Raw genomic sequence first — 20965 nt, forward strand, 5'->3', positions numbered from 1 at the left:
CAAAGTTCGACAAAATTGTTTAATATTCGACAAAATTCATTGAATAAAAAAACCCTTTCTCGATAACACTGCCTTTTCGAAGAAAGAGAACTTTTTGAAAGATAGATACGCATTCACAAGTTACTATGAAACCCGGCTGCCCTAGTATCGCTACGTTAGGCCCGTGGCTTTGCGTCCTTGTCTTTCGGCAAGTTTGCCCTTTAAGTAAAATTGCTATTTTTTAGTTAATTTATACTAACATGCCAGGACAGAAGTTGTAAACTATGAATTTCATGACGGTTCTACCAATATAGCAAAAGCCCCCTCAGATCTCTTCTGAGAGGGCTTTATGCACCAAGCCTTTAGGCCTGATGAATACGAGTTGGACAATTATCTGCCGGCGTTCTCAAGCGCGTTTTTCACAGCGTCGATCACTTGAGCCGATACCGCTTTTACGCCGTCCGTTTCGCCAAAGGCTGCCGGGCGATACCCGTATTTATGCAAGGAACCTTCGGTGGTTGGCGTTTCAATTTCCGTCTTGACGGTCTTCTCGTCGTTGGATAATTGGTCTTCGGTTTTGATTTTGCCGTTCGCATCCAGATAAAAGACTTCCATTTTGAACGGAATGTTGTTTTGCACCGTTACCATGACGTAAACGGATTTGTCTTTATTAATGCCGGCAAAAATGCCGTTGATGTAAGCCGTTTTGTAAGTCTCGCTGATTTCCGCTTTCTTAAAGGCATTTTCTACGGCTGTTTTCAAAGCCGTGCTGCTGCTGGTTGCCCCGGTTACTACATCCACTTTCGCGGCTTGTTCTCTCGTTCCGGCAAACAGCAGATCGCGAGTCAGGATTGGGATCGCTCTGACGACATCAGCATAAGCCGAAGCGCCGCGATCCACCATGTTTACGCCCACGCGATACAGCTTCAGGCCAACGATGACGCCGTTGCGCAGCGTAACATCCGCACGGTTCGTCCCTTTGTCGTAAGCGTCGCCGAAGGCCGTATACGTACCGTCCTTATAGGCACCTTGCGTTTTCGATGCGTTGTTGAGCAGGTCGGCAAATGCGGCTCTAGCCGCAAGGGACAAATCTTCTTGAAGAACGATCGGCGTCATGTTCGCACCTTTTTGGGTCAAACCTTCGGTCAATTGAGCCACAACGGTTTGTTGCTCTTCAGTCAGCTTGTCGGCGGCGATCAATTTGCCGTCTGCACCAAACAGGTGGACTTTGACATTCGAGACCTGATCTGCTTGGATGTCAGCCAGAACCAACAGTTTGGACAGGTTGTCAACCCCTGCGAAGGTACCTTCAAAATACTTCGCTTTCCCCGGAACCTTCAGCGCTTTCTCGAAGGCTCTTTCTACCGCAAGATTCCAGCTGTGGCTGCTTTCGGTCGCGCCGGCAATCGCATCAACATCATCGCTGTAGTTCGCGATAAACGAGCCGTTTGCAAGCAGCTTCGCCGTCATCGGCGCGTTAGCCTTGACCACATCGGCATAAGCTGTGTCGCCGCGGTCGATCAGGTTGGAACCCAGTCTATACAACTTCACGTCAACCAGTTTGCCGTTCCGGATGTAGACGTCGGCTCTTTCAACGCCTTTATCACGGGCTGTACCGTAAGCGGAGTAGAAACCATCAACGTATTGGGTGCTGTTGTTGATTTTCGCGTTTTGCTCCGCATCCCAATAAGCCTTCACAGCCGCTTTGAATTCGGCCTCCTGGCCTTTAGGGCTAACGGCACCCGTACCTTTAGTCAGCAGCTCGGCAGTGATCGCTTTCACCGTTGCCGCTTGCTCCTCGGTCAGATTCGCTTCCTCGATCGCGCTGCCGCTGGCGTCAAGCGGGTACACCTTAACAGCCGTAGCTTTCGTTGCGTCGAAGGTTACGAAAATCATATATTTGCCTTCCGGATCAACGCCCATATGTTCACCGGCAAAATAGGTTACACCCTCCGGCTTCACTTTCAGAGCTCTTTGGAAAGCGCGGTCAACGGACAACTTCCAGCCGTTGCTGGAACGGGTTGCGCCGGACACCACATCTACTTTGGCAGCTTGTTCCTGCGTTTTGCCGAGCAGGTTGGCTTTCATCGTTTCATAAGCGTTCCAGAGCCCGCTGTAATTGTTGCGAACATCTCTGTCGATCAGCTTAGGGCTTGTTCTGAGCAGTTCGATCGCGGCGACTTTGCCGTCCTTGATCGTCACTTTGGCTCCTTCGGTCCCTTTGGAATAAGCGTCGCCGTAAGTAACGTACACGCCGTCAACATACTTGCTCTCAACCGGCTTAACAACCGGAGCGGTTGTTTTGGCAGGTGTTGTTGTCTTGCTTGGTGTCGTTGTTGTCTTGCTTGGTGTTGTTGTCTTGCTTGGTGTTGTTGTCTTGCTTGGCGTCGTTGTCTTGCTTGGCGTCGTTGTCTTGCTTGGCGTCGTTGTCTTGCTTGGTGTTGTTGTCTTGCTTGGCGTCGTTGTCTTGCTAGGTGTTGTTTCTTTGACTGGCGTTTCCGTTTCCGAAGCAGCGGATACCACGTCAATCCCGGTCAGTTTGTAACCGGATACACCGACGGTAAGCGACAAGGATGATAATACCAATGTTGCGCTTACGGTAAGGCTAATCAGCTTTTTCAAATGCGATCCTCTCCCTTGTGAATTTCACCAAGCTATGTAAAATTACATAACCTGTTTCTTCCAAAATGGCATTTTCTCTTTGATTTCTCGACTGCGCTCAGATCACGATGAATCATTCTCCAAGCAATCGCGCCCCTCCCTCTTGCACGATGGTCTATCCCCAAAACCGCTCCTCTTGCAAACGTGAATGAATTCACATAACGAAGGATAAAAATAGATGCGAGCGGTTTCCATTAAATACTAGGTAATTTGGCTCAAAAAAGCTGTATTGAAAATCACACCGCCTGAAAGATTTGTCACTCTCACGAGGACACTTATCAAAAACAGCCGCCGGAATCCTCCGGCGGCTGTTGCATTGATAAACGTCTACCGTGTGCTGCCGATCGCCATCCATGTGACAAAACCGTAATTGACGCCGCATTCCTTCAGCTTGGAGATCGTGATGACGGCCGATTCGGCCGACTGATCCTTCAAAGAGGCGGAATACGCCGCATGGTTCGTCATGGCAACGACCACAAAGTTGGACGATGTGAACGGCGAATCGAAGTTAATCGTTACCGTTGTCTCCTCCTCTTGATGCTTCAGTAAAAAAGCGGCCATCCCAAATTGCAATTTCGCTGGTTGACCCGTCAGCGTTTGTACCGGAGCAAAGCTCAACTGCTCCACCCCAACGGAGCCCGGCTGCAGATGGCGGGTGCCGACGGCTCCATCGGCCAGCTGGCTGCTGTCAACGGCACCTTGAGCCAGGTGGGCGTTCCCGACGGTTCCCGCCTGCAGATGACTCGCTCCAACCACGCCTTCGGCCAAAGCTCCGGCATCCACTGCGCCTGGCTGCAGATGCGCCCGGCCGATGGACGCTGGGCGGATGTCTTCGCCGCCGATGCCCTCCTCGGGCAGCAGACCCTGCTGCTGGATCTCGGCGGACAAATGCCACACGTTTATGGCTTCGAGGGAGATGTGGTGCGCATTCACCGCCCCATCGCTTAGATGCCGCGATTCCACGCTGTCGGCGGCCAGATTCCCCCCGTGAACGACGTTTTCCGCCAGGTGTCGGTTGTGAACAGCCGCATTCGCCAGTTGGCCGCTTTGTACGGAACCCTCCTGCAAGTGGCGGGAGCTAATCGTTGCGTCACCGAGGTGACGTTCCGATACGCTGCCTTCGGCTAAATGGCCGCTTACCACTGCGCCATTTTCCAAGTGACGGCCTTGGATCGCTCCGTCAGCCAAATGCAAGCTTTGCACGGCCCCAGCTTTCAGATGGCCGCTGCCAACCGCTTGCTCGCCCAGCGCGATGGCGTTCACCGCGCCGGCTTGCAGATGCCGGCTCGTAATGGACGCGGCTTGCAAATCCTCCCCGCCGATACCGCCCTCCGGCAATAAACCGTGCTGCTGCAGTTCGGCGGACAAGTGCGAGGCGTTCACCGCTTCGGGCGCAAGATGGGAGCCATCCACCACCGCCTCCCCTAGGTGCTGGGACTCGACGCTGCCTTCGGCCAAATGCTCGCCATGTACCGCGCCTTCAGCCAGGTTCCGGCTTTGCACGGATGCATCCGCCAGATGGCGATGATACACCGAACCGCTCTGCAAATGGCCGCTGCTGACCGCCTGCTCACCCAGCGCGATGGCGTTCACTGCACCAACCTGCAAATGCCGGTTGGAAATGGAGGCTGGCTGCAAGGCTTCCCCGCTGATACCGGCTGCGGGCAGCAGACCGCGCTGTTGCAGCTCAGCGGACAGGTGCTGGACATTTACGGCTTCGGGAGCTAGATGGAAGTCATCCACCACTGCCTCCCCAAGGTGCCGAGACTCGACGCTGCTTTCGGCCAAATGCTCGCCTTGCACCGCACCTTCGGCCAAGTGCTGGCTTTGGACGGACCCTTCTTCCAGATGGCTGCTTTGCACCGCACCTTCCTGGAGATGAGCACTGCCGACCACCTGCTCGCCCAGCGCCTCGGCGCCAATCGCACCGGCCTGTAAATGGCGGCTGGTGATGGACGCCGGCTGCAGGGACTCCCCATCGACACCCGCCGCAGGCAACAGCCCGCTTTGCCGCAGCGCTGGAGTCATATGCGCTGCGCTGATCGTTTCGGCAGCGATATGGTACGAGCCGATCACCGCTACGCCTAGGTGACGGTCCGTCACACTGCCTTTGGCCAAGTGCTCGCTTTGGATCACATCTTCGGCCAAATGCCGGCTTTGGACGGCCCCGTTCGCCAGATGGCCGCTTAGAACTGCCCCCTCCTGCAGATGCGTGCTGCCAACCACCTGCTCACCTAACGCATCCGTTCCAACCGCTCCGGTTTGCAGATGCTCGCTTGTAATGGAAGCCGCCTGCAGCGACTCCCCGCGGATGCCGGCTTCGGGAAGCACCCCGTTCTGCCTCAAATCGGCGGACAGATGCCCGGCATCGATTGCCTCAGCGGCGATATGGCGCGAATGGACGACGGCTTCACCGAGGTGCTGCCCCGTCACGCTGCCATGAGCCAAATGAGCGCTTTGTACCGCACCTCCGACTAAATGCTGGCTTTGGATCGCCCCTTTTGCCAAATGAACGCCTTGCACCGCACTCGCCTGCAGATGCGTGCTGCCAACCACCTGCTCGCCGAGCGCTTCCGCTCCAACCGCCCCCGATTGCAGATGGCGACGGGTGATCGAGGCGGGCTGCAGGTCCTCCCCGGAGATGCCTTCCTCCGGCAATACCCCGCTTTGCCGCAGCGCGGCAGACAAATGCTCGGCATCGATCGCCTCAGCGGCGATATGTTGAGTTTTCACCTCCGCCACGCCGAGATGACGTCCGGTCACACTGCCCTTGGCTAAATGCGCCCCATGCACCGCCCCTTCGGCCAGATGATCCGCCTGTACGGCGCCTGTTGCCAGTGCTTCGGGCCCAACTGCACCGGGTGCGATATGCCCGGAATCCACCGATTGCGACGCCAGCTTTGGACCGGTCACGCTGCTTACCGCCAGCTTCGCGGCCGTCACCGCCAGATCACCAAGCTTATCTGTCGTTACACTTTCCGGCGACAGCTTCAAGCTGGTGACCGCGTAATCTTGAAGATGCGGGGAGAAGACGGCACCTACGCCCAAGTGCTCCTCCCGTACCGCGCCGGCCCCGATCTGGCTGCGGGTGATGGAACCCGGAGCCAAGTGCCGGGTCTGCACGATGCCCGCTCCCAGATGCTCCGCCGTGATTTGCTGTGCGGCAATCGCGGACTCCGTCACCGCACCGGGAGCGATCACCCGGGCGGTTACGCTGCTTTTGGCTAATTTTTCGGCCGTGACGCTCCCCGGCTGCAGATGCTCCGCCGAAACGGCTTCCTCCGCTAGATGCTCTGCGGTCACCTCGCCCGGCGCCAGCTTCTCCCGGGTCACCGCCTCATCCGCCAGGTGCCATTCCTGCACCGCTTCCGGTACAAGGTGAGCGCTTTGCACCGCTCCTTCGGTCAAGTGCTGGCTTGTCACCGCCCCGCGGGCAAGCTGCGGCGATTGGACCGCCCCTTTGGCCAAGTGCCGGGTTAATACGGCTTCGTCGGCGATTTTCCCCGGCAGCACGCTTTGATCGGCGATTTTGGAGGAGGTTACCGCCTGTTCGATGATATGCGAGGTGCCCACCGATTGGTCAGCCAGCTTGGTGGAGGGAATCGATTTATCGGCAAGATGGCGGGCTTTGATTTCTCGATCGGCGATATGCTCCTGCCCGATGCTGCCCGGCTGAACATGTTCGCTGCCTACCGCGCCCGGCGCAATATGGCGGGTTTCGATGACAGCCCCGCTTAAATGGGATGACGTGACGCTACCTTCCTGCAGCTGCTCCGCTCCTACGCTGGACCAGGCCAGCAGTTCCCGGCCGATCAAGCCGGGGGCCAGGTGGCGCGAGTTGATCAACTGATCCGCCAAATGGCGGCTTTCAACCGCCCCCTCCGCCAACTTCTCCCCGGTCACGGAGCTGTCGCGCAGCTTGGACGTGGTGACGGAAGCGTCCCCCAGTTTGGAGGTATCAACCGCCCCGTTGGCCAGATGCTGTGCGTTTACCGCGCCGCTGCGGATTTTATCCCCCGTAACGACTTGGTCCTGCAGCAGATCGGTTGTCACGATCCATTCCGCCAGATGGCGGCTTTCGACCGCACCCTCCGCCAGCTTCTCCCCGGTGATCACCCGGTCCGCCAGCTTCTCCGGGGTTATGCTGCCGTCCGTCAGCTTCTCTCCGCTAATGGAATGATCCCGGATCGCCCGTCCTTCGATTGAGCTGTCCACCAAATGGCTGCCGTTCACCGACGACGGAGCGATTTTGGTGGAAGTCACCGACCGATCGGCCAGCTTGATGTTCTCCACGGCGTAATCGGCGATCCAAGCGGTGTCGATCGACCCCCGTGTGATCCGCGAAGCATCGATGGTAAACGGGGCGATTTTCTCCCGGGTGACGGCCTCATCAATGATATCGTCGGTATAAATGATGCCTTGCTCCTGGTTTGGAGCTGTTTTTTCATTCAACAGTTCCTGCAGTGCGGCACTCCCGTTAAGTTTCTCAGGCTCCGGCTCCACCTCTATGGGAGCCTTCAACGTGGTCTCCTCACCTTGTTCCGGCAGCGCGGGCGCTGCGGTTTCATGGAGCCGCATCTCCTTGCCGCCGGCTGGCAGCGAGGCCTTTCGTTCCTCCAACAGCGTTAATTCGTTGATTTCCGGATTATCTACGAAATAGAGCGTTTTCTTCGGTCTATTGGGTTTCGCTGGTTTTTGTCTCTTCAAGAGCCGCCCTCTCCTTTGCCAAAAGTTAATCATCTTCGGTATCATATGCGGGCGTTTAGGCTCTTGTCACAGCTTTCGAGAAGCTGAGCTTCGCGGAAACCTTCGTTGGCATCATGGGTCCGGCCTTATCCGGCCTAATCCTGATGTTGTCCGACGTCTCCGATGGGCTGCTTATCACGTCGGCCTGTTACCTGATTTGCATGGGGTTGTTTACAAAGCTGAATCTAGCCGGGGAAAAAGAAACCCCGCGGCAAACCAAGCTCGCCGCGGAGTTTTTGGAGGGGTGGCACGCTTTTTTCGCCAATAAACCGTTGATGTTGATGACCGTGTTCGTCGTCTTTCTGAACTGCACGTATACCGTGATTAACACTTCGGCAATCTACTTCGCCAAGGACCACCTGCGGTTGTCCTCGTCCCTGCTGGCCGTTGTGCTCTCCGCTTCGGGAGCCGGAGGTCTGGCCGGAAGCCTGATCCTGCGCCGGCTAAGACAAGCCTGGGGGCTCGGCAAAGTATTTGGCGCCTCCATCGTGTTAAATGCGTACGCTTATGCTCTGCTGTTTCTGACCAAAGGTCCCTTGCTGTTTGCCGTTGCCCTTTTCTTGTGCGGGTTTGCCGCCACCCTGTACAGCGTCATGGTATACGCCTTCCGCCAGGAGCAGACGCCGGCTGCACTGATGGGTCGGATCACCGGAATTACCGGGACCTGCTTCCGCATCGGTATGCCCCTCGCCGTCTACGCTTCCGGCTGGGTTATCGCCTGGTGGGGCACAGGCGTTATCTTTATGGCCTGCGCGTTGTGGAATCTGGTCACGCTGGCTGTTTACGTGCGGACCCGGCTGTGGAATGTGCCATGACTTCATCTTCGTACAGAAGCACCGGACGGACTATCGCCCCACTTCTTCTAGCGCTCGCGCACCCACACCGTCATTTCCCCTTCGCCGCGGTTCGCCCAGGCGTAATAGGGAATAAATTTGAGCGTTGACGGTTGCTCCGTCAGGCGCGCCGCCCTGCTGTACAACCCGCCGCCGCCCCATTCCGGCCCGGTAAGGCGGACCGAGTCGGCCTGTACGGTAACGACACCGCCGAGCAGATCGGCTTCGTGCTTCGCGTGAAGCTCGGCCCCCCGCGGCAGAACCACCTCGTGCAGGTTCGGTCCATTGTCGGCTTGCTCCAGGCAATAAACGAGCGGGCCGCGTTGCAGCGCAACTTTGCCGGCATTCGCCCGCACGAGCGGGTGGCTGTACATGCGCGTCACCGGCATCTCCAGCTTGAGCTCGACGACATCGCCCGCACGCCATTGCCGCTGCAGCCGGATGTAGCCGTCCTGGAGCAATCCTCCCTCCAGCGCCACCTCTTCTCCATTGATCTGGAGGCTTGCTTCCGGACACCACTCCGGCAGCCGCAGGGCCAGTGTAAAGCGGCCTTCTCCTTCCGGCTGCACTTCGAAACGTACGTCTCCGTCCCAAGGGTAGTTGGTCGTTTGCGCCAGCTTCACCTTGCCCGCGCTCGTCCGCAATTCGGCTTCCCCGCCGATATAGAGATGAGCATACACCGTGTCGCCTTGCACCGAATAGATATATTCGCCAAGCGATGCCAGCAGGCGCGCAATGTTTGGCGGACAGCAAGCGCAGCCGAACCATTCCTGCCGAACCGTTTTAATATGGTCAAACTTATGGTTTGCCCCTCCGCAAGCCTTCGGGTCGACCTCCAACGGATTCACGTAGAAGAAGTGCTTGCCGTCTCGGGCCATCCCGCCGACCACCGTATTGTACAAGGCTCGCTCCATCACATCAGCGTACCTTGATTCCGGCGATATCCGCAGCATCCGCTGGGCGAAGAAGATCAGCCCGATCGATGCGCAGGTCTCCGCATACACCGTGTCGTTCGGCAGGTCGTAATCAAACGAAAACGCCTCCCCCTGCGGCATGGAGCCCACCCCGCCGGTGATGTACATCTGTTTGCCGACAATGTTGTCCCACAGCTTACGACAGGCCGTCAGCATCGACTCGTCACCGGTCAGCGCCGCCACATCGGCCATCCCGGTCAGCATGTACAGCAGCCGGACGGCATGGCCCACGGCGGTCTCCTGCTCCCGTACCGGCAAATGCGCCTGATGGTATGCGAGATCCACGTGCTCGCTGCTTCCTGACCAGTGCGTTTTGCCTCCCCGACGTCTCAGCTCCTCCTCAAAAAAGAAAGGCTGCTGCCCCCGTTGATCGAGGAAATACCGGCTGAGGCGTAGATAGCGCTCTTGTCCAGTTGCCTCGTACAGCTTGACGAGCGCCAGCTCGATTTCCTGATGGCCGTCATAGCCGGGCAGCTTCCCGGGCTCTGCGCCAAATACGCTGTCGATGTAATCCGCGAATTTAGCGACCACGTCCAGCAGCTTTCTTTTTCCCGTGGCCCGATAATAGGCGACTCCCGCTTCAATCAAATGTCCCGCGCAATAGAGCTCATGGCATTCCGTCAGGTTCGTCCAGCGCTTGTCCGGCTCCTTCAGGATGTAATACGTGTTCAAATACCCGTCTTCCCACTGAGCCATGGCCATGGTATCGATCAATCCGTCAGCGAGGGCCTCCAGCTCCGGGTTTGCATCCGCTTCCAAAAGATAAGCCGCCGCTTCCAGCCATTTGGCCAAATCGCTGTCCTGGAACACCAGCCCGTAATAATCGCCTTGGACTTGCCCGGCGGCAATCTGAAAGTTGCGTACCGACCCGCTGGGCTCCGCGCCTTCCACCCGGTCGTTTAGCGCCTCCCATTGATAAGGGACAACCACCTCCTTCACCAATTGAATATAGTAGCTCCAAAACGCGTCGCGTATTTGTACCCGGTTTAATTCGATCCGTTCAGAACGCGGCATTTTCCCGGCTATGTTCATGACAAGCTTCCTCCTCTTTTTCGAAAAATCATACTGACAAATCTCATTTTATCTCATATATTTAGATCAAAATACGAATTCCATCAACCTCAAATTTATAATATTTCACACTCAGAATGGAGGAGGTTGCTATGTCAAAGCCAACGGACCTGGTGCAGCTTACAGCCCCGCCTTTGCCCTATTTTCTCGAGTGCGGGCACTCGGTGTATCTGCCCGGAGACGAGCATCCCAATCGGCGAAACATCGGGATATTCGACTGGATCGTCGTGGAGTCCGGCACGTTATATCTCGGGGAGGCCGGGCAGTCCTGGAGCTTGGGAGCCGGCCAATCGCTGCTGCTGCTGCCTGATCGGCATCATTACGCGGTAAAGCCATGCGAGGAGATGACCTCCTTCTACTGGCTGCATTTTCACACGGTTTGCGCGTGGCAGCAGCTCCCGGCGGAGGAAGCGGACCACCGCTATCCCGATGCGGACGAGCATCACGGCCGCTTTCTGGCTTCGCCGTATTCCCTGCAGCTCCCCAAAGCCTGGGATCTTCCCTCTCCCGACCAGACATTCCGCTTGTTCCGGCAACTGCTGGAGAGTCTGGGAGAACGCCAATCCCGGGCGTTTTGGAACCGGCAGCAGCGGTTTGAGGAGCTTCTCCGCACAATGGACCTGCGGCAGCTGGAATCCCACACCTCCCCGGTTGTGACGGTTGCGGAGAAGGCCGAAGCCTACATCAAAAGCAATTACCGCTCGGAGCTAAACAGCGGACAAATGGCCGAAGCGCTGCATTACCACTACAACTACATTACCCGCTGCATGAAGCAGGTGTACGGCATGACGCCAAATGACTATTTGCTGCACTACCGGCTAGAGCAAGCGAAGCTGCTGCTGCTCAAGACGGAGTGGCCGATCGCGGAGATCGCTACCTACGTTGGCTTCAACAGTACACCTTACTTCTCCAACCGTTTTGCGCTCAAGAACGGCTGCTCGCCCCGGGCATTTCGCAAGCAGTATGTTGGTAACGTCAAACACTTTTAGCTGCTGCTAGATGCTGCTCCGCGCCCATCGCCGTATGTTTCTTCTTAGGCTGCAGCACATCGCAACTGCAAAATGTTGTATTTCCTACAACATTTCAGCGGCTATCTCGCTCCACACCCGCAAAATGTTGTACCAAGTACAACATTTCCGGCGATTTTCCCCCGAGGTGCTCGATAATGTTGCACTTTATGCAACATTTTGGGGCGAACCTCCTAAACTAGAGTCAATAATGTTGTACAAAATGCAACATTTCCTCTTATCCCTCTCCATCCCCATGAAAAAACCGCCCGCTGCAGAGCCCTGCGCGGACGGTTTAAGTTTAATTTAGATTGGAATATTGGTTTCGCTTACTGTCACCAGTCCGCTAATCGCGTTAATCCGTTGCCACAACGGTATTGATGGACGCAAATGCCAGCGGACCAAAGCCTTCCGACGCTTCGCCAACCGGCTGATTCAACAGAAAGGCAAATCCCTGCCCGTCGATGTTCTTGACGATATACTGCTGGGTCAGCCCCTTGCCTTGCGCGAACAAGAACAGCTCGGCATCGCGCATCGTTTCGTAGATCTGGTCGCCGGTACGCCGCTCAACTTTGCCGACTTTAGACATGTCACTTTGGGCTGCCTTCGCCAGCTCCTCGATATCGTAATCGGCAGGCAGCTTCGTGATGACCACATGATAGTCCGAGTCGTAATTCATCATGAGTTTATTGGTCTTCGCGTCAAAAGAGAAGATATCGAACATATAAAATGCGTACCCCTCCCCCTTAGCCAAGGTCGTGGTTCGCGTCTCTTTCATGCCTTCCAGCTCAACCTCGATCGATTTCTCGGCCGGCAGTTCCGACATCATGCCTTTGGCGGGAGCCGCCTCCAACTTCGTTAAGATCAACTGCTTCAGCGTAGCATCACCTTCCACTGGCCGCTCCACGTACTCGAACGACACAGGCGTCCCTTGCTCCAAACTTTGCGCCGCCGCACTTAACGTTTCATCCATTTGAAAAGCGGCTGGTGCCCCATCCATCTCAATCTCTGCCGAATGGTTGTCAATGAATCCAACGAACGTGCCCGTTCCCTGCTTTGTTTCGCCTGCGGTGTCATCTGGTGCGTTGTTGTCAGGATTCGTTTGTTCGCTATTGTTGCCTGTCTCCGTCTGGTTCGCGTTCGCTTCCCCGCCTGCATTCATTCCTGTCTCAGAGTCATTCCCGGAGCACGCCGTCAGCGCGATGACCAGTAAGATCATTCCCATCCAGCCGGTGGTCTTCTTCCATTTATGTTTCTTCAAGCTCATGTTTGTCATTATAAGCACCCCCACATACACAGACGGCTTAAACCCTTGAAAAGTTGCCATCACGAGGCATTTCTCACAGCGATACCCCGTAAACGCAAAAAAGAGGCAAAATCTCCTCATCGAGGAGGCTTTGCCTCATCCCCTTACGTTTCCAATTTCCAGGTTATTGCACCACGTCTGCTTCCTTTTTTTCGCGAGCCGCCAGCAAAAATAGGGTGATCAGCACAAAAGCCACCAGCGCCATAAACGGGATCGTAATAAATCCGAGCCAACCTTGGCCTAAGTAATCCACGTTGCACGGCACGCCGATTTTGCAGGGAAGTAGCTTGGCTAATGCAGGGATTTTTTGCTCACTGTAGTGGTAGATGGAGATACAGCCGCCGATGATGCTGAGCGGAAGCACGTATGAAATGATCCGACGGTCGTTCTTATAAGCGGCCATCCCCAGCAAAATGACCTGCGGATACATGAAGATCCGCTGGAACCAGCACAGCCGGCAAGGCTCATAATGCAGCACTTCGCTTAGATATAAGCTGCCCGCCGTCGCGACCAGCGCGACCAGCCAGGCGAGGTAGATGCCGTAGTCTTTCAAGAACCCCCGCATCCCCATCCCTCCCTCATTATAAGGTAGTTGAAAAAGACATCTTTGGATCACGAAGCAATAACACCGGAGTTAATTCGGCATCGAATCTTGCACTCACCCGGGCCCTCCGCCCACTCCCGTAGGCTACGGCTACGCTGCGCTACTCATTTCCTAGCTTCGTCCAACCTTCGAATAAAATTATTTTGCGGCTAATTCGTTATCAAGCGTCTTCTTCAATGCTTCGTAATCGCCGAGGTTACCGGCATACTCGATCCCGTTGATGAAGAACGTCGGCGTACTGTCAACGCGCAGCTTGTCCCCTTTGGACAAATGCGCTTGGACCTCGTCTTGATAAGTCGCCTCTGCGATATCCTTCTGCAGCAGCTCGTAATCGATCGGCAGCTCCAATTCTTTGGCTAGATTCACCAAGAATTCAGGTGAAGCCCATCCGCTGTTCTCCGCCCCCTGACGCTCAAAAATCGCATCGAAATACGTCCAGAACGCTTCATTGCTTTGATGATACACCGATTGAGCGGCCAAGGCGGCCGTAAACGAATCGGAGCCGATAAACGGCAGGTTCATGAAATAAAAGGCGACTTTGCCTTGATCTATATAATCCTTCACCAAATCCGGCTTAATGAGTTCGTTAACGTGTTTACAGGACGGACATTGATAATCCCCGAACTCCAGCACCTTCACCGGCGCGTCGGCTTGTCCCAGCACGGGCAAGGCGGCGTAGTCAAATTCGGCAGCCTTCGGCTTCGGCTGAATGGTCAGCACCACAATGATGAGGACCAGAAGCAGCCCCACCGTCGTAAACCAGATCAGGCGTCTTCTTTTCATTTGCTGCTGCTGTTTGAGTTGTTCGGCTTTGCGCTTGGCCAAAGCGTTGCTTGTTGTTTTCGGCGGCATGCGACCCCTTCTTTCCTTATAAATAGTGGATTCTAGATTCGTTTTATCCTGCAACCATTCTAGTTACAAAAGCAGGATTCGTCAAGCCGGACCAAGGCCCCTGCCGCACCCTCCCAACGAAAAAAGACCGCCCCTAGCGCTCTCAGCGTTAGGGACAGCCTCCCCCTTGAAACGGTATTACCGCGAGTTATTCTGCCGCCTCGTCCGAGCCAACCGTACCCTCTGGTTCCCCGTCGGCAGCGGCATCCTCAGCTAAATCGGTATCCGCTACCCGCGGCAGCACGATCGACGCCAGCAATTCCTCCGGCTGGGCGTGCATGGTTACCCCTGTCGGCAGCTTCACGTCTCCCGCCATCAGCTTGTCCCCGGCATTCAGCGAGGTGATGTCTATATCCAAGGACGCCGGTAAAGCATCCGGCAAGCCCTCCACTTCCAGCTCCGTGGCCTGAATCTGCAGAACGCCGCCCACCTGGGTTCCTTCCGCCGTACCGGTATAATGCAGCGGGATTCTCACGCGAATCGGTTTGTTTTTGGATACCTGTTGAAAATCAACGTGCAGGATCTTCCCTTGCTGTTGTTGGACTTCTTTAATCAGCGCTGGAATCGTTGGGCCTCCTTCCACCATCAGGTCGAAAAATTCCGATCTTCCCGTCCGCACGACCTTCACAAGCTCCTTCACATCCACATGAACCGCGAGGTTCTCGGACTCCGCTCCATACACGACCGCAGGAACACGTCCATGTTGTCTCAGCTGGCGCAGCGATGAACGGTGGAATTCCGTTCTAGGCGTGGCATTCAGTTGAAACGTGTGATGGCTCGTACTCATCTTGCAACAACCTCCTTGAAATTGGGCCTGTTTTGGCGATTGGCTTGAACTGCCATAACTGCCATAAAAGTATATTACCCATTTTGGCCGCCAGCCTAATCAGAAACATCCCGATTTGACGAACCGGCTTTACCTAGAGTTATAATTTTTACATAGATTTTACATAACCAAGCATTTCAATATCTCGCGTCATAGTAAAATAGAAGGATCATAGGAAGAAGAACAAGGCGGAGGTCATGCGAACATGACGGATAGAGTCATGAAAAAACAAGAACCGCGATATTTGAACCGCGACCTCAGTTGGGTGGAATTTAACCGCCGCGTGCTGCAGGAAGCCAAGGATGCCGGCACGCCTTTGCTGGAGAGGGCTAAATTTCTGTCCATCGTCTCCAGTAATTTGGACGAGTTCATGAGCGTTCGCGTCGCCGGGATCCAGGATCAGATCCGTGCGGGTTATACGAAGAAGGATTTTACCGGCTACACGCCGGCTGGACTCTATAAAAGGTTGATTCTGCGAATCTCGGCCATGGTTTCCGAGCAATACCGGACTTACCGCGAGCTGACGAGACAACTCGCCAAAGAAGGCATTCAGTTCCTGCCCTATGACGAGCTAAACGGAGCGCAGCGGAAATCGATGGAGACGTATTATCACGACATCGTCTTTCCGGTCTTGACGCCCATGGCGGTAGACCAGAGCCGTCCGTTCCCGCTTGTGCACACCGGATTCGTCTATTTAGCCGTCGTATTGAAGCGAAACGATACGGCACCTTTGGAAGAAGAGGAGAAGGAGCCTTATTTTGCCATCGTGCAGATTCCTTCGAACTTGTCCCGGATCCTACCGCTGCCGCAGCATTCCAACAGCAAGAAGCAATCCTTCCTCCTCATCGAGGAATTGATTCGCCATCATATCCAAACGCTGTTCAGCGGGTATACGCCGCTGGCCGTCGACGAATTCCGGCTGACGCGCAATGCCGATCTGGCTTTTGACGAAGAAGGGGCCGAGGATTTGTTGGAGGAGATTGAAAAAGAATTGCGCAAACGGCGCTGGGGCGCCCCGGTCCGGCTGGAGATCCAGAAGGGCATTCATCCTTATGCCCTGGAGGTGCTGAAGGAAGAATTTGAAATCACGGATGCGGTCTTCGAAATCGAAGGACCGCTGGATCTAGGGTTTCTAGGTAAGCTTCCGGGCGCGGTTAAGGGGTATTCAAGGCTGCGTTTTCCGCAAGTGGATCCGGTGTATCCCCGGGAATTTGACGTAAACGAGGATTTTTTTGAGGTATTAAAACAGAGGGATGTACTCGTATACCATCCGTACGAGAGCTTTGATGCCGTGACCGATTTCATCGATCAGGCCGCGGAGGATCCGGCAGTGATGGCGATCAAAATGACGCTCTACCGCGTCAGCGGCAACTCGCCGTTAATTCAGGCGCTTGCGCGGGCCGCAGAGTCTGGCAAGCAGGTTACCGTCGTCGTGGAGCTGAAAGCCCGCTTCGACGAAGAGCGGAACATTGCCTGGGCACGAACGTTGGAGAAGGCCGGCTGCCACGTCGTTTACGGTCTGATTGGGTTGAAGACCCATGCCAAAATCCTGCTGGTCGTGCGCCAGGAAGGACGCGACCTGAAACGTTACGTCCATGTGGGCACCGGCAATTACAACGATATCACGGCTCGGCTCTACACCGATATCGGCTTGTTTACGACCGATTCCGCGATCGGGGAGGACGCCTCCCAACTGTTTAATCTCATTACGGGTTACTCGGAAGCTGAGCAATGGCAAGCGTTGACGGTTGCTCCTACCATTATGAAGGACAAGCTGTTCGAGCTGATCCGGCGGGAAGCCGAACATGCCGCAGCGGGCCGCCCGGCGCGGATTATCGCCAAGATGAACTCCTTATCGAACCAGGAGATGATCGACGAGTTGTACGAAGCCTCCGCCGCCGGCGTCCACATCGATTTGATCGTACGCGGCGTATGCTGCTTGCGCCCCGGCGTCGAGGGCTTAAGCGAGCGAATTACGGTGCGCAGCATCGTCGACCGCTTCCTTGAGCATTCCCGCATTTATTACTTTGAGAACGGCGGAAAACCCGAGGTTTGGCTGTCCAGCGCTGACTGGATGACGCGCAACCTGACGCGACGTCTCGAGTTGATGTGCCCCGTTATCAAGCCGCAGACCCGGGAGACGCTGGTTCGGATCCTGATGTTATCGCTAGCTGATAACGTAAAAGCCAAACGGTTGGTGCCCAGCGGCAAATACGAGCCCATCCCCAGCGGCACGCAGTCGGTGCCTTGCCGAAGTCAATTTGCCGCCCGGGTGATCAGCGCGTGGAAAGTGGACGAAGATCCCACTCCAATCGAAGGTCCCACGCTTTCTTGAAGCTCTTGGCCGCAGCCTCTAGCTGCCTGGTTTCCAGGTAAGCTTGGCTGCGGCAGTTTAGCTTCAGCAGCAAAACCTCCCCTTCCCTAATCGCTTCGACAGCTTCCACCGTCTGCGTCTCGCTGGCATCTAGTGCAACAGCCACCTCCAACAGCGCTCCGAGCTTCTGAACGAACTCCTCATCCTTCTCCTGCAGCAGCGCACCAAACTCCTCCATGCCCGACTTTTTGCCGTGGTTAGCCGGATAGTCGGCGATAAAGCTGCAAAGCACCGCCTCCCGATGGGTGAATGCACCGAGAGGCGCCTGCAGCAGCCAGTACAAGGTATGTTTATCATATTGGTGGTAGCGAATCGTACCGCCGACTTTGTATACCATCGCCGCGGTTTGAAGCAGCTTGATCGGTTCCTTATCGTCAGGCTCTTTCGCGACGATCCGATATAACAGCTCCGCATGCCGCCGAACCTGGTGGTAATGGGCAGCAGGGGCCAGCGCATGGAATGCAAGCAGCGTCCCGGCCTGCCGTTCCAGCACCTCATTTGCAGACGGCACGCCGAGCCCCAGCGTATCCTGCAGCAACCCTTCGCGCAGCCCAGAGCCGCTGACCAGGCAACACGCCGCTCCGACGCGATCGAAGACGGCCTGAAGAATGGTGATTCCCGGCACAATGATATCCGCCCGCGCTTTGGACAACCCATCGATCCGTTTGCGCTTCTCCAATGGCAGCTGAGGCAGCGTTTCCGCGTAGTGGCGAAGGCTCTCCGGCTCCAGCCGGTAATGATGGGCCAAGCGGAGCGGATATTTGCGCCGCCGCTGATCCAGCTTGCCCAGCGTCCGGATCGTCCCTCCGAGCCCAATCAGCGGCAATCCTGGACGGGCCCCGATCCAAGGCAGACTGTCCAGCATCCGTCGAACTTCCTCCTGGAGCTGTGCAATCTGTTCCGGCGGCCAAGGCTCCTCCGCCACCCCGAATTTCACCTGGGCATTCACCGCGCCGATTGGCAAAGAGGCACTCTCGATCAGCGTCCGCCCGCGGAAATAGGTAATTTCCGTGCTTCCGCCCCCAATATCAATCAGGAAGCCATCATCGATCGCCATCCCTCCGGCGACCGCGACAAATCCGAAATACGCTTCCTGTTCGCCGGTCAGGATTTCGACCGGCAGGCCGGTTTCCTCCTCCAGCATTCGGCCGATTTCCTGTGCATTCACCGCATTTCGAATCGCCGCCGTCGCCGCCACGCGTAGGGTCCGACAGCCGTAGGCTCCGCACACCTCGCGGAATTGGCGTAGGATCGGAACAATCGAATGGATCTCCTTCGCTTCCATAGCTCCTGCGGCATTCATTTTTCCGCTTAATCGCGCCGATTCCTTTAATTCGTTGATCAAACGATAATATCCTTGCGGCGTGGTTTCATAAATGGCCAAACGTATGGAGTTTGACCCGATATCAATGATACCAACACGTTCATGGTTATTTGGCATACGATGTTTAACTCCCGTAACATTTGAAGTTGGGTACAGCAGACCTTACAGTTTTACCTCACTTTATCCCAAAATCGACCAAAAATAAACCATATCCACGAAAAAAACCGGCGCCTTAGCGGCACCGGTCTAAGAAGAAACCCGTAATTTCAGTTGGAAAAGATAGGGGTAAATTAAGCTTCGATGGCGCGAACCAGCTCGACAACCTGTGCGGCGGTTTGCATTTGCAGCGCTTTGGATGCCAGTTGCTCCATGTCCGCTTTGGACAGCTTGGAGATTTGCGAACGAGCCGGGAGAATCGAGGTTGCGCTCATGCTGAATTCGTCCAACCCGAGTCCCAACAACAGCGGAATCGCCGTCGCATCGCCGGCCATTTCGCCGCACATACCGGCCCATTTGCCTTCCTTGTGCGCCGCATCGATGACCATTTTCACCAGACGCAAAATCGCCGGATTGTAAGGTTGGTACAAATAAGAGACACGTTCGTTCATGCGATCGGCTGCCATCGTATATTGAATAAGGTCGTTGGTTCCAATACTGAAAAAGTCCACTTCTTTGGCGAACTGATCGGCCAAGACAGCCGTTGAAGGAATCTCCACCATGATGCCGAGCTGAATCTCATCGGACACCTGAACGCCTTCGGCGGTCAACTTCTCCTTCTCTTCCAGGAGAAGCGTCTTCGCCGCGCGGAATTCGTCCAACGTTGCGATCATCGGGAACATAATGCGCAGCGAGCCATAAACGCTGGCCCGAAGCAGGGCGCGCAGCTGCGTGCGGAACAGATCCTTCTGCTCCAGACACAAGCGGATCGCACGGAAGCCCAGGAACGGGTTCATTTCCTTCGGCAGGTTGAGATACGGCAGCTCTTTGTCGCCGCCGATATCCAACGTCCGGACCACGACTGGCTTGCCTTCCATTTTTTCGAGTACCGTCTTGTAGGCGTTAAATTGAACTTCCTCCGAAGGAAGCTCCGTGCGTCCCATGTACAAGAACTCCGTCCGATACAGGCCGACGCCTTCTCCGCCGTTCTCCAGTACGCCAACCACGTCATTTGGCGTGCCGATGTTGGCCGCCAGTTCGACGTGAACGCCGTCTTTCGAGGTCGTCTGCACACCGCGCAGTTTTTTCCACTCTTCGATCTGCATCAGGTGCTTATCGCGTTTCGCCTTGTATTCGTTTAATACCTCTTCAGTCGGATTGATAATGACGCTGCCGTCCAATCCGTCTACGATTACAAGTTCGCCGCCGTTCACTTTCTCCAGCACCTCTTTGGTGCCGACAACGGCAGGGATTTCCAGCGAGCGGGCCATGATCGCCGAGTGCGACGTGCGGCCGCCGATATTCGTCGTAAAGCCCTTGACATAGTTGCGGTTCAACTGCGCCGTATCCGACGGGGTCAAATCCTCCGCGATCACAATGACCTCTTCACTGATATCCGCCGGGTTGACGTAAGTCAAACCGAGCAGATGCGTAAGCACGCGCTTGGTGACATCCCGCATATCCGCAGCACGTTCCTTGAGGTAGGCGCTTTTCATATTTTCAAACATCGTGATAAATTCGTTGGCGGTTTCATTTAAAGCATATTCCGCGCTGAGGTTGTCGGAAGCGATTTTGTCGCGAACCGGCGTCAACAGCTCGGGGTCGTTCAGAATCAACAGATGGGATTCGAAAATCTCCGCTTTCTTCTCACCAAGCTCTTGAAGCGTGCGCTCTTTGATCGCTTCAAGCTCCTGCTGGGATTTGGTCAAAGCCTCATCCAGCTTCGCCAGCTCTGCTGCCGAATCGGAAGCATCCCGACGTTGAATCGTATAATCGGGATGCTCCAGTTTGAAGGCTTTGGCGATGGCCACGCCGGCCGAAGCGGCAATGCCTTCGATTTTAAGCATTCACTTCCCCCAGCCCTTCGTTAACCATTACTTCGGTGAGCGCTTGAAGTGCTTCCGCAGCTTCGTCTCCTTCGACGATCAGCTTCAGCGAATCGCCTTGCTCCAAACCCAGCGACAGTACGCCAAGAATTGATTTCAACGTCACTTTTTTGCCGCCCGCTTCTGCGAAGGATTCGGCTCCTTTGAATTTATTAGCTGTATTCACCAGGGCCGTTGCCGGGCGTGCATGAATTCCGTCTTCATCCGTAATTTTGAACATTCTTTCCATGATTAATCCTCTCGCTTTCTCATTTATAATTTGGAATATTTATACTAGATACGCTCCCTAACCTATTGTAAGGGATCGCAGTTACTAAAGCCAAATGC

Annotated in this window: 13 protein-coding genes and 1 riboswitch; of the genes, 3 read left to right on the forward strand and 10 right to left on the reverse strand. The window is 55.5% G+C overall.

Features of this window, described 5'->3' with window-relative positions:
- Positions 1-123: 123 nt before the first annotated feature.
- Positions 124-208, reverse strand: a riboswitch (cyclic di-GMP riboswitch).
- A 161-nt stretch (positions 209-369) separates the two neighbouring features.
- Positions 370-2601: an FMN-binding protein gene (locus BN3277_RS17055; RefSeq protein WP_059044610.1), complete on the reverse strand. Its 2232-nt coding sequence runs from the start codon at positions 2599-2601 to the stop codon at positions 370-372.
- Positions 2602-2967: 366 nt separating this feature from the next.
- Positions 2968-7347 (reverse strand): WIAG-tail domain, encoded by a 4380-nt coding sequence (locus tag BN3277_RS17060; RefSeq protein WP_059044612.1) that lies wholly within the window; start codon positions 7345-7347, stop codon positions 2968-2970.
- 83 nt (positions 7348-7430) lie between these two features.
- Here BN3277_RS17060 and BN3277_RS17065 point away from each other — a divergent pair, with 83 nt between their 5' ends.
- Positions 7431-8201 (forward strand): MFS transporter, encoded by a 771-nt coding sequence (locus BN3277_RS17065; RefSeq protein ID WP_330981637.1) that lies wholly within the window; start codon positions 7431-7433, stop codon positions 8199-8201.
- A 47-nt stretch (positions 8202-8248) separates the two neighbouring features.
- Here the strand turns inward: BN3277_RS17065 and BN3277_RS17070 are convergent, their stop codons facing one another.
- Positions 8249-10225: a glycoside hydrolase family 127 protein gene (locus tag BN3277_RS17070; RefSeq protein ID WP_059044615.1), complete on the reverse strand. Its 1977-nt coding sequence runs from the start codon at positions 10223-10225 to the stop codon at positions 8249-8251.
- 131 nt (positions 10226-10356) lie between these two features.
- Between BN3277_RS17070 and BN3277_RS17075 the strand changes: the two genes are divergently transcribed.
- On the forward strand, positions 10357-11253 hold the full coding sequence (locus BN3277_RS17075; RefSeq protein WP_059044617.1) for an AraC family transcriptional regulator: 897 nt from the start codon (positions 10357-10359) through the stop codon (positions 11251-11253).
- A 373-nt stretch (positions 11254-11626) separates the two neighbouring features.
- On the opposite strand, the gene BN3277_RS17080 is transcribed toward BN3277_RS17075, so the two are convergent.
- The 4 genes from BN3277_RS17080 to BN3277_RS17095 form a co-directional block, all read right to left on the reverse strand.
- The gene (locus BN3277_RS17080) at positions 11627-12547 is read right to left on the reverse strand and encodes a hypothetical protein (protein ID WP_059044619.1); all 921 of its coding nucleotides are present in this window, start codon (positions 12545-12547) and stop codon (positions 11627-11629) included.
- A gap of 154 nt (positions 12548-12701) precedes the next feature.
- Positions 12702-13142, reverse strand: coding sequence for a disulfide oxidoreductase (locus BN3277_RS17085; RefSeq protein ID WP_232436445.1), 441 nt, complete (start codon positions 13140-13142; stop codon positions 12702-12704).
- Positions 13143-13319: 177 nt separating this feature from the next.
- Positions 13320-14033 carry a DsbA family protein gene (locus BN3277_RS17090; RefSeq protein WP_059044624.1) on the reverse strand — a complete coding sequence of 238 codons (714 nt, stop codon included), beginning with the start codon at positions 14031-14033 and terminating at the stop codon, positions 13320-13322.
- A 187-nt stretch (positions 14034-14220) separates the two neighbouring features.
- Positions 14221-14859, reverse strand: a complete 639-nt coding sequence (locus tag BN3277_RS17095) for a 50S ribosomal protein L25 (protein WP_059044626.1) — start codon at positions 14857-14859, stop codon at positions 14221-14223.
- Positions 14860-15118: 259 nt separating this feature from the next.
- On the opposite strand from BN3277_RS17095, the gene ppk1 reads away from it, so the two are divergent.
- On the forward strand, positions 15119-17233 hold the full coding sequence (ppk1, locus tag BN3277_RS17100; protein ID WP_059044917.1) for a polyphosphate kinase 1: 2115 nt from the start codon (positions 15119-15121) through the stop codon (positions 17231-17233).
- On the opposite strand, the gene BN3277_RS17105 is transcribed toward ppk1, so the two are convergent.
- From BN3277_RS17105 to BN3277_RS17115, 3 genes are all read right to left on the reverse strand, one after another.
- Positions 17175-18713 carry a Ppx/GppA phosphatase family protein gene (locus BN3277_RS17105; protein WP_059044628.1) on the reverse strand — a complete coding sequence of 513 codons (1539 nt, stop codon included), beginning with the start codon at positions 18711-18713 and terminating at the stop codon, positions 17175-17177. The genes ppk1 and BN3277_RS17105 overlap by 59 nt on opposite strands.
- Before the next feature lie 173 nt (positions 18714-18886).
- Positions 18887-20599: a phosphoenolpyruvate--protein phosphotransferase gene (gene ptsP / locus BN3277_RS17110; protein ID WP_059044631.1), complete on the reverse strand. Its 1713-nt coding sequence runs from the start codon at positions 20597-20599 to the stop codon at positions 18887-18889.
- Entirely contained in the window at positions 20592-20867 is a 276-nt protein-coding gene (locus tag BN3277_RS17115; protein ID WP_059044632.1) for an HPr family phosphocarrier protein, read from the reverse strand. The genes ptsP and BN3277_RS17115 overlap by 8 nt, the downstream gene beginning before the upstream one ends.
- Positions 20868-20965: the final 98 nt, after the last annotated feature.

It is taken from the genome of Paenibacillus rubinfantis, from assembly GCF_001486505.1.
Lineage (GTDB): Bacteria > Bacillota > Bacilli > Paenibacillales > Paenibacillaceae > Fontibacillus > Fontibacillus rubinfantis.

Coding starts and splice junctions, on each gene's coding strand:
- ptsP (WP_059044631.1), bottom strand. CDS start 20,599: ATGCTTAAAATCGAAGGCATTGCCGCTTCGGCCGGCGTGGCCATCGCC.
- BN3277_RS17085 (WP_232436445.1), bottom strand. CDS start 13,142: ATGCGGGGGTTCTTGAAAGACTACGGCATCTACCTCGCCTGGCTGGTC.
- BN3277_RS17115 (WP_059044632.1), bottom strand. CDS start 20,867: ATGGAAAGAATGTTCAAAATTACGGATGAAGACGGAATTCATGCACGC.
- BN3277_RS17080 (WP_059044619.1), bottom strand. CDS start 12,547: ATGACAAACATGAGCTTGAAGAAACATAAATGGAAGAAGACCACCGGC.
- BN3277_RS17075 (WP_059044617.1), top strand. CDS start 10,357: ATGTCAAAGCCAACGGACCTGGTGCAGCTTACAGCCCCGCCTTTGCCC.
- ppk1 (WP_059044917.1), top strand. CDS start 15,119: ATGAAAAAACAAGAACCGCGATATTTGAACCGCGACCTCAGTTGGGTG.
- BN3277_RS17090 (WP_059044624.1), bottom strand. CDS start 14,033: ATGCCGCCGAAAACAACAAGCAACGCTTTGGCCAAGCGCAAAGCCGAA.
- BN3277_RS17105 (WP_059044628.1), bottom strand. CDS start 18,713: ATGCCAAATAACCATGAACGTGTTGGTATCATTGATATCGGGTCAAAC.
- BN3277_RS17095 (WP_059044626.1), bottom strand. CDS start 14,859: ATGAGTACGAGCCATCACACGTTTCAACTGAATGCCACGCCTAGAACG.
- BN3277_RS17070 (WP_059044615.1), bottom strand. CDS start 10,225: ATGAACATAGCCGGGAAAATGCCGCGTTCTGAACGGATCGAATTAAAC.